16 protein-coding genes are annotated in these 11738 nt (G+C 27.7%); 13 read left to right on the top strand and 3 right to left on the bottom strand.

Annotated features, from left to right (window positions below; all coding sequences use genetic code 11):
• Window position 1: 1 nt before the first annotated feature.
• On the top strand, window positions 2-595 hold the full coding sequence (locus C7U54_RS09010; protein WP_107030069.1) for a TetR/AcrR family transcriptional regulator: 594 nt from the start codon (window positions 2-4) through the stop codon (window positions 593-595).
• Window positions 592-1626 carry a zinc-dependent alcohol dehydrogenase gene (locus tag C7U54_RS09015; protein ID WP_107030070.1) on the top strand — a complete coding sequence of 345 codons (1035 nt, stop codon included), beginning with the start codon at window positions 592-594 and terminating at the stop codon, window positions 1624-1626. Before C7U54_RS09010 ends, C7U54_RS09015 begins: the two co-directional genes overlap by 4 nt.
• Window positions 1627-1651: 25 nt before the next feature.
• On the opposite strand, the gene C7U54_RS09020 is transcribed toward C7U54_RS09015, so the two are convergent.
• A complete protein-coding gene (locus tag C7U54_RS09020) occupies window positions 1652-1975 on the bottom strand; it encodes a winged helix-turn-helix transcriptional regulator (RefSeq protein WP_107030071.1) in 324 nt (107 codons plus the stop codon).
• A 533-nt stretch (window positions 1976-2508) separates the two neighbouring features.
• Here C7U54_RS09020 and C7U54_RS15550 point away from each other — a divergent pair.
• Window positions 2509-2661 carry a 4Fe-4S binding protein gene (locus C7U54_RS15550; protein ID WP_396129924.1) on the top strand — a complete coding sequence of 51 codons (153 nt, stop codon included), beginning with the start codon at window positions 2509-2511 and terminating at the stop codon, window positions 2659-2661.
• Between the two features lie 20 nt (window positions 2662-2681).
• On the opposite strand, the gene C7U54_RS09030 is transcribed toward C7U54_RS15550, so the two are convergent.
• A complete protein-coding gene (locus C7U54_RS09030) occupies window positions 2682-3302 on the bottom strand; it encodes a LytR/AlgR family response regulator transcription factor (protein ID WP_107030072.1) in 621 nt (206 codons plus the stop codon).
• Window positions 3299-3880 carry a hypothetical protein gene (locus C7U54_RS09035; RefSeq protein ID WP_107030073.1) on the bottom strand — a complete coding sequence of 194 codons (582 nt, stop codon included), beginning with the start codon at window positions 3878-3880 and terminating at the stop codon, window positions 3299-3301. The genes C7U54_RS09030 and C7U54_RS09035 overlap by 4 nt, the downstream gene beginning before the upstream one ends.
• Window positions 3881-4016: 136 nt before the next feature.
• Between C7U54_RS09035 and C7U54_RS09040 the strand changes: the two genes are divergently transcribed.
• The 10 genes from C7U54_RS09040 (at window position 4017) to C7U54_RS09085 (ending at window position 11734) form a co-directional block, all read left to right on the top strand.
• The gene (locus C7U54_RS09040; RefSeq protein ID WP_107030074.1) at window positions 4017-5291 is read left to right on the top strand and encodes an FtsX-like permease family protein; all 1275 of its coding nucleotides are present in this window, start codon (window positions 4017-4019) and stop codon (window positions 5289-5291) included.
• Window position 5292: 1 nt separating this feature from the next.
• Window positions 5293-6054, top strand: a complete 762-nt coding sequence (locus tag C7U54_RS09045) for an ABC transporter ATP-binding protein (protein ID WP_107030075.1) — start codon at window positions 5293-5295, stop codon at window positions 6052-6054.
• Window positions 6055-6167: 113 nt separating this feature from the next.
• Window positions 6168-7184: an alpha-hydroxy-acid oxidizing protein gene (locus C7U54_RS09050; protein WP_107030076.1), complete on the top strand. Its 1017-nt coding sequence runs from the start codon at window positions 6168-6170 to the stop codon at window positions 7182-7184.
• A gap of 156 nt (window positions 7185-7340) precedes the next feature.
• Window positions 7341-8003, top strand: coding sequence for a helix-turn-helix transcriptional regulator (locus C7U54_RS09055; protein WP_022002649.1), 663 nt, complete (start codon window positions 7341-7343; stop codon window positions 8001-8003).
• A gap of 12 nt (window positions 8004-8015) precedes the next feature.
• Complete coding sequence (locus C7U54_RS09060) at window positions 8016-9656, top strand: putative manganese-dependent inorganic diphosphatase (RefSeq protein WP_107030077.1); 1641 nt, start codon at window positions 8016-8018, stop codon at window positions 9654-9656.
• A gap of 1 nt (window position 9657) precedes the next feature.
• Complete coding sequence (locus C7U54_RS09065) at window positions 9658-9924, top strand: RNA-binding S4 domain-containing protein (protein ID WP_022002647.1); 267 nt, start codon at window positions 9658-9660, stop codon at window positions 9922-9924.
• A 51-nt stretch (window positions 9925-9975) separates the two neighbouring features.
• A complete protein-coding gene (gene yabP / locus C7U54_RS09070) occupies window positions 9976-10269 on the top strand; it encodes a sporulation protein YabP (RefSeq protein ID WP_022002646.1) in 294 nt (97 codons plus the stop codon).
• Entirely contained in the window at window positions 10269-10655 is a 387-nt protein-coding gene (gene yabQ, locus C7U54_RS09075) for a spore cortex biosynthesis protein YabQ (protein ID WP_022002645.1), read from the top strand. The genes yabP and yabQ overlap by 1 nt, the downstream gene beginning before the upstream one ends.
• The gene (locus C7U54_RS09080; protein WP_022002644.1) at window positions 10652-10945 is read left to right on the top strand and encodes an FtsB family cell division protein; all 294 of its coding nucleotides are present in this window, start codon (window positions 10652-10654) and stop codon (window positions 10943-10945) included. Before yabQ ends, C7U54_RS09080 begins: the two co-directional genes overlap by 4 nt.
• Before the next feature lie 36 nt (window positions 10946-10981).
• Window positions 10982-11734 carry an alpha/beta hydrolase gene (locus C7U54_RS09085; RefSeq protein WP_107030078.1) on the top strand — a complete coding sequence of 251 codons (753 nt, stop codon included), beginning with the start codon at window positions 10982-10984 and terminating at the stop codon, window positions 11732-11734.
• The last annotated feature ends 4 nt before the right edge of the window (window positions 11735-11738 follow it).

Here is an 11738-nt window from a genome sequence, read left to right on the forward strand (position 1 = left end):
TATGAATAAAAATGAAAGTAAATATTTTAATACAGCGATAAAAATGGATCAGGCTTTTCTAGAACTTTTAGAAAAGAAAGACTTTGCTTATATTACGGTTAAAGAGATTTGTCATGAAGCAGGTGTGAATCGTTCGACCTTTTATTTACATTATGAAACATTAGATGATTTATTAAAGGAAAGTGTTGAATATATGAATCGTCATTTTCTTGAGCATATGGGACAAGATTCACGAAATTTTGTGAATAAGATCAATGATTGTTCAAAAGATGAACTTTATCTAATTACACCCAAATATTTAAAACCTTATTTAAGTTATATTAAAAGGAACAAACGTCTTTTTTTAACAGCTATAAAAAAAGCAAAAGTGCTACAACTTAATCAAAGTTATTCACAATTATTTCAACATGTTTTAATGCCAATCTTAGATTGTTATCAAGTTCCTCAAGAAGAAAGAAAATACATTATGTCTTTTTATATACAAGGCATTATAGCAATTATTACTCAATGGCTAAAAGATGATTGTAAAGAAGAAATAGAATTTGTGATGCAAGTGATTCAACGATGTATCAAACAACCAAAGGGGAATTTATGAAAGCAGGAATTTATTTAGGAAAAGAAAAAGTAAAAATACAAGAATTACCTCTTCCTGAAGTGGGTAATTATGATGTTTTAATACAAAATATTTATTCAAGTATATGTGGAACAGATGTGGCTGTTTTTATGCATGGTCCAAATACAGGACATAAAGTGAATGTTGGTGGTGAATTTGGTCATGAAACAATTTCAAGAATTGTTAAGGTGGGAAAAGAAGTTAAGGATTTTAAAGTAGGAGACCGTGTTTATCCTTATCCTTTATATGCTAAAGATGATACTTCAAGAGCGGGGACACTAGGTGGATTTTCAGAGTATATATTAGTACCAAATGTTAAGAAAAATCATTCTCTCTATCAGGTAGACAAACGTATTTCAGATAAACTAGCAAGTTTAATTGAACCTTTTACTGTAGGCTGTCGAGGGGCTAGAAGGGGCATGATTCTAAGTGGTCAAGGGTATGTCAAAGGACAAAATGCGGTTGTTTTTGGCAGTGGAACGATTGGTATTGCTGCAGCGGTTGCTTTTAAATATTTTGGGATGGAAAAAGTGATGATTTGTGATTATTCAGCTTATCGTTTAGAAATTGCTAAAAAATTAGGTTTTGAAACATGTAACCTACAAGTAGATGATTTTATAAATCATGCCAAAGATTATTTTGGAATGGCTTATTCTTTAAATGGTCCAACTGCAAATATTGATTGTTGGTTAGATGCAGCAGGTGCTAAAAGTATTCTTGATGATTTTTTAAAACTAGGAAAAATAGAAAGTCGTTTTGTTTCAGTAGCGGTCAATAAAGAACCACGCTCCATTGATTTATTGCATATGACATATGCACAACAAAGTATTATTGGCTCTGGTGGTTATATGAAAGAAGAGGTTGATGATGTTCAAGAAATCATGGCTTGTGGTAAGTGGAATTTAGAAAGTATGATTACTCATGAATTTCCATTAGAACAGCTTGATCAAGCTTTATATAAGGCTAGTGATGTCAATAATTCTTTAAATGTGATTATTAAAATGAAAAAATAAGTGTCGCTATAGGCTGGCACTTATTTTATTGAATAGTTCTTTTATAATTTTCTCCCCAATTCCACATAGAATCAAGAATAGGTTTTAGGCTTTTTACTAAGTCAGTTAAACTATATTCGACACGCGGTGGTACTTCAGCATAAACTTTTCTATGAACAATCCCTTTTGTTTCCATTTCTTTTAAATTAGAAGTTAAAACTTTTTGACTGATTTTCCCAATACTTCTTTGTAATTTCCCAAATCTTTTAGAACCAGGCATTAAATCACGAATAATTAATACTTTCCATTTATTTCCAATAAGGGTAAGTGTTGTTTCTACTGGACAAGCAGGTAATTCATTATTTTCCATTTTATTTCCTTCAAAATGCTTATATTAAACAATAATTTTAAAATGGATAGTATATAGCACTTTAGAGTGCATATATTTGTGTAAAGTTATTATAATAGCGAAGATGAAAAAAATAATTATTTCATAATGATTAATAACGATGGAAGTAAATGTGAATGATTCGTAAAACTTTTAAATGATACGCCAGTACAATATTTAACTATTGTAGAGCTGTATTTGAAGATAATAAAGCTGAAAAAGAAATATGGATAATCCAATTTTTGAAGTGTTTTATTTAGCTGATGCTCAAGTATTATTGCTGATAATGGACAATCACCAAAAGAATATACATTATAATATTTATTTCTAAAAATAAGAGATGTTTTAATAAAGAAATATTGATTAATGGATTATTAAAATATTGGTGGAAGAAATTTACTCACAAGATACAAGAGGTGCTTTAGAAGTTTTTGGTTATATGAAGCAAGTGAAGAATATATTGATTTAGTGTTTTTAGTCATATAGTAAGAGATTCTATTTTTATTGGTAAAACAATAGAAAATAAACATGAGTATTTTGTACAAAATAGCTGTATAGGGTGTAAATTATGTTATAGTGTTTGTCCACATATTACTCAAAAACTTGTTATTAATCAACATCTAAAGAAATTTGTTCTAAACAATATATTGAATTATTATAAAAAGTAAGGATTGTGTGTCCTTACTTTTTAAATACTCTCTTTGAAGTTTCTACCAATGGGTAGAATAGTAGAATTTTTTAAAATGAGTTCTTTAGCTTTTATTTCTTGAATATAGTTTTTATTTACGACAAATGATTTATGAATTTGAATAAAGTCAGAAGAATTGATTTCTTTTATAAATAAAGATAAATTTTTTCTTTCAATAAAATCACCATTATCATGATGAATTACAAGTTTATGATTCATGGATTCTACATACATAATTTGAGCAAGTCTTAATTCAAAAGACATTTGTTTATTTTTATAATGATATGTTTTAAATCTAGTAAATATTTGTTGATGAATAGTTTTTGATTTAGAGTGAAGATTGTTTTCTAAATCATCTTTTTCAAAATATAAATGAATCCCTAATGTTAAACATTCATTAAGTAAATGAAAGTCATTAGGACCAATAATATAAATTAAAGTTTCTGGATATCTATTGATTTGATGAATTTTATCTAAATCATTGAGGGTATTTATTTCAATAAAGTAGATATCATCATAAGATGCAGGATTGAATTTTTCTAAATAGTAATCTTTTGAGGTAAAGTGTTTTTTGATGATTTCAAAATAACACTCTTGTATATTACAAGCTATAGAAATCATTTTTTACCTCCATGTATTTTTTCTAAATAATAAGATAAAGCTTCTTGTTTATCTAATTGATCTAGAATATGATATTTATCTTTAAAGATAACGCCTTTACTTTTTAAAAATTCAATTGCATCGATAATTTCTTTTCTTTTTCTAGTAACGATTGGTTGAAAAGAAAAAGAAGAGCCATCTTTCATCAATACTTTAAAAATAACATTATAACCATTGGTTCCATAAAAAAGCATTGGAACTGCTTCATAAGTGACATGAATAGATATAATCTTATCTAGTTTTATTTTCATTTGATATTCCATATTTCTAGTGAAAATTGTTTTAAAAAATGCTTGTGATTTATCGATTACATTATTATAAAAAGTGTATTTAAGATAATATTCATCCACTTCCCAAATATTATTACAAAATGCCATACTAGGAAGAAAAATAAAGATAATCAAAAAAATAAGCATAAATCCACAAATATTCATTCCTGAAAATGGACTATAAATGATTAAAAAAACAGCCCAAAAAATAATGATGAATGAATAAATAAAACTTAATTTATAATGGGGTTTTCCTACTTTGTACTTCATGCTATCCCTCCTTTAACTGTATTGTATCATAAGTAGATTTATTTAAGATGTTGTTTGTGTCATTTCTAGGTTGTTGGTGCCACTTTTATTGTAAGGTGTGATGGAAAGTTTATGATGGAGTTAGGAGGTGGGAGCAATGAAGGTTTTTTCACTAGCTACGTTAACATTAAAAAGGAATAAAAAACAATATATGATTTATGGACTCACACTTATTTTTGCAATTGTCATTCATTTGATCTTTTCAGAATTTATCAACAATCCCTATTTAATAGAAGAAGATAGGGCTAGAGGAATAGATGGTCCTCTTGGAGCGGATATACCATTATCAATGGGATTACCATTTTTAATTATTTTATTTTGTTGGTTTATGATTATTTATGCCAGTCAATATAATTTCAATAAAAAACATCAAGAATTTGGAATTTTATTTACTTGTGGATTTAACTTGTTAGATTTTATTAAATATACATTGATTCAAATGGGGATTGTTTTTATCTTTGTTTTACCGATTTCATTTATTTTAGGTGTTCTTAGCTTATTTTTCATTCATTCAAAGATATATCCTTATCTACAAATCAATTATTCAATTTATACCATTATGCCAAGTACCTTTTTTACAACGATTTCAGCTTTATGTGTATTAGTTGTTATTGTGATCATCTTTTTAATAGGGCAACTTCATAAAAGTGATATTTATACTTTAATGAATGATGAAAATAAGGTACAAGCTATTCATTTTGTAAGTTTTAAAAAAATGATGATGTATTTACTTATTTATTTGATAGGATTTTGTTCAATTATAACGGTTGAAGGAAATTTAATAAATTATATTCCGCCAACAGCTTTAGGTGTTGTGGGAATGTATGGATTATATAAGTATTTATTACCACAAATCTTTTTAAAAAATAAAAAGAATTTAAAAGGAGAACAAATATATATTTGTTTATCACATGTGGGATTGATGATTAAATCAACAGCTTCGTTAATTGGCTTACTTACATTATTGATTACAGTTTTATTACCTGTTTTAGCGTCACAAAATATTGAAAGTAATGAATTTGTGACAGGAATGATCAGTTATTTGTTTATTGTAGCGATGGTAATTATTTCTATTTTATATAAGATGAATATGGAAAAGAAAAATAAAATGAAGGAATTTAATACTTTAAATAAAGTAGGTTATGTTTATAGTGATTTAAAGAAGATGCTTTTGAAAGAAAATATCCTTTATTTTATTTGTGTTTTAGTAATTCCATTACCTTATTTAATCTTTATGGCGAGAGAGTTTATTTTAATGAATTCTACAATGTTATTTTTCTATAGTGGATTATTTATCTATTATGTAGTGACATTATTGATTTGTCTTTTATTAAATTATTGTGTAGGGAAAGTACAACTAGGAGGACAATAATATGAAAACAGTTTTACGAGCAAAAAATATGACAAAAATTTATGGACTTGGAAGTAAACAACCATTTACAGCTTTAGAAAATATTGATTTAGAAATTAAAACAGGAGAGTTTATTGTTGTTATGGGACCATCAGGTTCCGGTAAATCTACTTTAGTAAATAATATTTCAACAATAGATATTCCTACTAATGGGAGTTTGTATATTTTAAATCAAGAAGTGAAACAAATGTCTGAAAATCAATTAGGAAAATTTAGGTATCAATATTTAGGTTTTGTTTTTCAAAATTATAATTTATTAAATTCTTTAACGGTTTATGAAAATATTATGATTCCTTTAAAACTCATTGGCGAAAATAAAAAAGTTATTGATGAAAAAGTCCATCAAATTACAAAAGAATTAGATATTGAATCACTACTCAATAAATATCCTCATGAATGTTCGGGAGGACAACAACAAAGAGTCGCTATTGCTAGAGCATTAATTGGAAATCCTAAAATCATTATTGCAGATGAACCAACAGGAAACTTAGATAGTCAAAATTCACATGAAATATTATCTATCTTTAAAAAGATGAATGAAAATCATATTACAATTGTTATGGTCAGTCACGATCCTTTAATTGCTTCTTATTCATCAAGACTTCTTTATTTAAAAGATGGTAAAATTGAAAAAGAATTATTTAGAGGAAATAAAACACAACAAGAATATTTTAAAGAAATTGTAAGTATTAATTCAAAGGAAATGCAAAAGATGTTAGATTGATGATATTTTCAAACTTGTTTGTACAACTTGTACAAACAAGTTTTTTAATGAAAAGCTTGATTTTTATCAAAGTACAGGTGTAATCTTTTAGCGTAAATAAAGGATGAAGGAAAATGAATGTTAATGAAATAAGAGAAAAAAGTAGAAGTGTTATTGGACCTTATTGTAAGTCATGTCCAGTATGTAATGGAAAAGCTTGTTCGAATAAAATCCCTGGACCAGGCTCTAAAGGAACAGGAACAGTAGCTATTAAAAATTATGAGGCTTGGCAAAAGATAGAAGTTAAAATGGATACTCTTGCTGAAAATAAAGAAATTGATACAACTTTTGAAATGTTTGGAAAAACATTTAAGTATCCTATTTTTGCTGGACCAGTAGGAGCAGTAAGTCAACATTATAGTGATTTATATAATGATAATATGTTTAATGAAATTTATGTACGTGCTTGTGCAAAAAGTGGGATTGCTGCTTTTACAGGGGATGGTTTAAATGAAGAAATCATGATGCATGCAACACATGCTATTAAAGAAAATAGTGGCATTGGTGTTCCAACGATTAAACCTTGGGATAAAGATACTTGCTTTAAAAAATTAGATCTTGCTAATGAATCAAATGCTTTTGCGATTGCTATGGATATTGATGCTGCAGGACTTCCTTTTTTACAAGGAAGAATTCCTCCGGCTGGTAGAAAGAGTGTAGAAGAGTTAAAAGAGATTATTGATTATGCCCACGTTCCTTTTATTGTTAAAGGGATTATGTCAGTTGAAGGTGCACAAAAAGCGGTAGATGCAGGTGCCAAAGCGATTGTTGTTTCCAATCATGGAGGAAGAGTTTTAGATGGGACTCCTGCAACAGCATGTGTTTTAGAAGAAATTGCTGATCAATTTAAAGGACAAGTTAAAATTATTGTTGATGGTGGTATTCGTAGTGGCTTAGATGTTTTTAAAGCCCTTGCTTTAGGTGCGGATGCAGTCATTATAGCAAGACCATTTGTTAATATGATTTATGGTGGTAAAGATGAAGGTGTTGAAGCTTATGTTCAACAGTTAGGTCAAGAATTAGAAAATACGATGATGATGACAGGTGTTTCTTCTTTAAGAGAAATTTCTAAAAAGAATATTTATAAATAGAAGTCTTTGTGAAAAACTATAGACTTCTTTTTTATTATAATAATAATCATTGTTTATGAATTATTATCGTGATAATATATAGATATGAATTATTATCGTGATAATATATAGATATGAATTATTATCATAATAATAAGGGAAATGAGGAAGAATAGTATGTACAAAAGTTTAGAACCTTATGCAAAATTAGTTAATTTTTTAAGTGCTGCATTAGGTGACAATTGTGAAATAGCTTTACATGATTTGACATCTAAAGATCAAGAAATTGTAGCTATTTCAAATAATCCAATTTCAGGAAGAGAAGTTGGAGCAAAATTATCAAATTTATCTTTACATTATTTAGAAGAAAAACAATATTTAAATCATGACTTTGTCATGAATTATAAAACTGTAGGTAATGATGGTAAATTAATGAGAGCAGCGACTTATTTTATTAAAGAAGAAGGTCGTGAAATGCCCGTAGGAATGTTATGTATTAATGTGAATATTTCAGATTTAGAATATTTAACTTCTACAATTAAAAAGATTTTAGGGATTAAGGAAGAAAAAGATATTGAATTTAAAATGGATAATCCAGTTGAAATCTTATCATCTCCATTAGATGAAATGATTGATATGTATATTAAAGAATGCTTAGAAAAGATGGGATTCCCAAGTTATTTCTTAGCTGAAAGATTAAATGTAGATGAAAAGATAAAAGTTGTAAAATATTTACAAGAAAAAGGGACTTTTAAGGTTAAAGGTGCTATTGTATTAGTGGCTGAAAAATTAGCGGTATCTGAACCAACAGTTTATCGTTATTTGAAGAAAAATGTATAAAGGAGAATATGAATGAGTGATTTAGTTTATGTAAGTGGACATAGAAATCCAGATACAGATAGTATTTGTTCGGCAATTGCTTATAGTTATTTATTAAATGCAACAAATAAATATAATGCAATTCCTGTACGTTTAGGAGAAATTAATAGGGAAACTGAATATGTTTTAAAACGTTTTGGAGTAGAACACCCTGTTTTACTTAAAACAGTTAAACAAAAAGTTGAAGATTTAAATTATGATAAAGTAACTGTTTTTTCTAAAGATTTAACTTTAAAAACAGCTTGGTTTTTATTAAAACAACAAAATTTAAAATCTGCACCTATTTTAGATGAACATGGTCAATTATTAGGTTTATTATCTACATCTAATATTATTGAAGGATATATGGATCAATGGGATAGTGAAGTTTTAAAGAAAGCTAAAACTCCTGTTGAAAATGTTATTGATACTTTAGAAGCAAATGTGATTTATTTAAATAATGCGTTAAAAGTGATTGAAGGAGATATTCACATTGCAGCAATGTCAGGTAGTGAAGCTAAAAAACGTATTCATGAAAATGATGTTGTGATTGTAGGTGGAGATAGAAGTGATGATTTAGAAGAACTTATTTCAGTTAAACCATCTTTAATTGTATTAACTGGTTCTTTAACTGCTGATGAAAATGTTGTAAAAAAATGTGAAGAACAAGGAATTTCAATTATTTCTACACCATTTAATACTTATCAAACATCTCAACAAATTGTTCAAGCAATTCCTGTTGAATATGTCATGATCAAAGGAGATATTAAAACTTTCTCTACAGATGATACTTTAGATTATATGAAAGAAGTTATGTCTGAAACAAGATATCGAGGATATCCAGTTATTGATTTAAATAATCGTTGTGTAGGAAGTATTTCTCGTTTTGCTTTATTAAAAGGATTAAGAAAAAAAGTTATTTTAGTAGACCACAATGAAAGAGGTCAATCTATTCCTGGTATTGAAGAAGCTGATATTTTAGAAATCGTCGATCACCATAGAGTGGCTGATATTCAAACAGTAGGACCATTATTATTTAGAGGAGAACCATTAGGTTCAACAGCTACAATTGTAACTAAAATGTTTGATGAATTAGATGTTGAAATGCCAAGTCATATTGCTGGTTTATTATTAGGTGCGGTTGTTTCTGATACATTATTATTCAAATCACCAACTTGTACACCAGTTGATACTAAGATTGCTAAGAAACTAGCTAAAATTGCAGGTGTTGATATTCAAGAATTTGCAATGGAAATGTTTAAAGCAGGAACTTCTTTAGTTGGTAAAACTGTAGATGAAATCTTTAACCAAGACTTCAAAAAATTCAGTTTTGATAACTTACAAGTAGGGGTTGCTCAAGTAAACTCAATGGATATTGAAGGATTCTTACCATACAAAAAAGATATGTTAGATTATATGAATAAATTTGCGGAAGATAATAATTTGGAATTCACATTATTATTACTTACAGATATTATCAACGCTAACAGTGAAATCTTTGTTGGTGGACCACGTCCTGAATTAGTAGAAAAAGCATTTAATGTTCAATTAACAGAATGTCAAGGAACATTAGTTGGTGTTATTTCTCGTAAAAAACAAGTAGTTCCAGCAATTACTGCTGTTATGAGTGAATAAGATGAGATTAGATAAATTTTTAAAAGTATCAAGAATTATTAAAAGACGAACTTTATCTAAAGAGATTTCTCAAAGCGAACGTGTTAAAGTCAATGGTAAAGTGGCTAAACCTTCAACAAAGTTAAATGTTGGAGATTTGATTGAAATTGAATTTGGAAGAACGATATTAACGGTTAAAGTTAAACTTCTTAAGGAACATGTTTTAAAAGATGAAAGTACAATGCTTTATGATATTGTTGATGAAAAAAGAAAAGAAGTAAATGAATAAGAGAATGTCATGAACATTCTCTTTTTTCATATGATATAGAGGAGGGATATTATGGATAATCAAATACATTTTGAACAAACACCTTATCATCATGTGTATTTAAAAGATCGTAAGACATTGGAACTTACAGGCATTAAAAAAATTGAAAGTTTTGATTCTTTAGAATTTTTAATTGAAACATCTTTAGGATATTTAAATATTAAAGGTAGCGATTTAGCACTTGTGCGTTTTGATCAAGAGAAAAAAGAGGTCAGTATTAAAGGAAATATTGATGCGATTTCTTACTTATCGAATAAAAGAACAACAAAGAGTAAAGATAGTGTTTTAAATAAATTATTAAAATAATGGATTTAATTACACAAATACAAGGAATAGGGTATTCTTTTGTATACGGGATTATCTTTACCTTTGTATATCATTTTATTTATAGTCATCTCATCAAAATTAAAATCAAATTTATTTATTTTATTATGCAAGGTTGTTTTGGTATTATTTTTGCTGCAATCTATTTTATAGGCTTATTAAAAATCAATGAAGGTATTTTAAGAGCGTATTTTTTAGTGAGTGTTTTAGCGGGATATGTTGTTTATCAAAATTTGATGCATGAAAAAATGTATATTGTGATTGTTAAAATAAACCAAAAATTAACACGACTATTTAAACCTGTGCGCTTTGTTTTTTTGAAGTTTGATGGTATAATAGGGTCTATAAAAAAGAGGGTGAAAAGATGACAAAAAAAAGACTAAAAAAAGTGTATAAACCAATGGCTTATATTTCTATTGGATGCTTTTTAATATACATCTTATTATCTCAAGCCATGTCTGTTTTTTCAAGAACAGCAGAAATTGATAAACTCGAAAAAGAAGTCGCAATAGTAAAAAAAGAAAAGAATGATTTACAAAATGAAGTAAGTCTTTTAAATGATGATGATTATGTGACGCGTTATGCAAGAGAAAACTATGTTTTCACAAAAGATGGGGAACAAGTTGTCATCTTACCAGATATAGATCAAGAAAAATAAGCAAAGATTGCTTATTTTTGTTTTAGGAGATTTTTTATGATTATTCAAGAAGAAATGTATATACGTTCATTAAAAAGAACAAGAAAAATAGATATTTATGTTCCAGATGATTATCAAACATCAAAAAAAAGATATCCTGTTTTAATTATTAATGATGGACAAAATGCTTTTTTTGATGAGCAATCTTATATAGGAAAAAGTTGGGGGTTTTTACAAGCGGTAAAGCAATTAAATATTGATGTGATTTTAGTAGCTATCTATTGTAATTTTGAACTTTTAAAAAGAGAAGATGAATATGGGCCATGGATGATGAATCAAGATTTATCAAGAGAATATGGTACACATAGACTCGTAGGAGGAGAAGGAAATGCTTATGTGACATTTCTAACAACGCAATTAAAACCTTATTTAGATCAAAACTTTCCTACTAAAATAGATGATTATGGGATAGTGGGAAGTTCAATGGGAGCTCTTATTTCATTTTACGCTTTTTTAAAGTATCCTACGATCTTTAAAAAATGTGCTATTTTATCAACAGCATTTTGGATTTATGAAGAAGAATTTGTAAATTTATTGAAAGTCAGTTCAATAAGTCATAATATGTTGTATATGGATGTTGGTGGTCAAGAAGATGATAAAAGGTATATTCCAAGTAATGAACATTTAAAAGAATGTATCGAGGGAAAATTACAAAATTATCAATATCATTTTTTTCCAAATGGAAAGCATAGTGAATATGATTGGTCACAAAGAGTACCACTTTTTTTAGAAATGTTTTATGGAGGATAATTGT

Source organism: Faecalibacillus intestinalis (assembly GCF_003024685.1).
GTDB classification, from domain to species: Bacteria; Bacillota_I; Bacilli_A; order Erysipelotrichales; family Coprobacillaceae; genus Faecalibacillus; species Faecalibacillus intestinalis.

Coding starts and splice junctions, on each gene's coding strand:
- yabQ (WP_022002645.1), top strand. CDS start 10,269: ATGGATTTAATTACACAAATACAAGGAATAGGGTATTCTTTTGTATAC.
- C7U54_RS09045 (WP_107030075.1), top strand. CDS start 5,293: ATGAAAACAGTTTTACGAGCAAAAAATATGACAAAAATTTATGGACTT.
- yabP (WP_022002646.1), top strand. CDS start 9,976: ATGGATAATCAAATACATTTTGAACAAACACCTTATCATCATGTGTAT.
- C7U54_RS09030 (WP_107030072.1), bottom strand. CDS start 3,302: ATGATTTCTATAGCTTGTAATATACAAGAGTGTTATTTTGAAATCATC.
- C7U54_RS09015 (WP_107030070.1), top strand. CDS start 592: ATGAAAGCAGGAATTTATTTAGGAAAAGAAAAAGTAAAAATACAAGAA.
- C7U54_RS09060 (WP_107030077.1), top strand. CDS start 8,016: ATGAGTGATTTAGTTTATGTAAGTGGACATAGAAATCCAGATACAGAT.
- C7U54_RS09055 (WP_022002649.1), top strand. CDS start 7,341: ATGTACAAAAGTTTAGAACCTTATGCAAAATTAGTTAATTTTTTAAGT.
- C7U54_RS09035 (WP_107030073.1), bottom strand. CDS start 3,880: ATGAAGTACAAAGTAGGAAAACCCCATTATAAATTAAGTTTTATTTAT.
- C7U54_RS09020 (WP_107030071.1), bottom strand. CDS start 1,975: ATGGAAAATAATGAATTACCTGCTTGTCCAGTAGAAACAACACTTACC.
- C7U54_RS09065 (WP_022002647.1), top strand. CDS start 9,658: ATGAGATTAGATAAATTTTTAAAAGTATCAAGAATTATTAAAAGACGA.
- C7U54_RS09085 (WP_107030078.1), top strand. CDS start 10,982: ATGATTATTCAAGAAGAAATGTATATACGTTCATTAAAAAGAACAAGA.
- C7U54_RS09050 (WP_107030076.1), top strand. CDS start 6,168: ATGAATGTTAATGAAATAAGAGAAAAAAGTAGAAGTGTTATTGGACCT.
- C7U54_RS09040 (WP_107030074.1), top strand. CDS start 4,017: ATGAAGGTTTTTTCACTAGCTACGTTAACATTAAAAAGGAATAAAAAA.
- C7U54_RS09010 (WP_107030069.1), top strand. CDS start 2: ATGAATAAAAATGAAAGTAAATATTTTAATACAGCGATAAAAATGGAT.
- C7U54_RS09080 (WP_022002644.1), top strand. CDS start 10,652: ATGACAAAAAAAAGACTAAAAAAAGTGTATAAACCAATGGCTTATATT.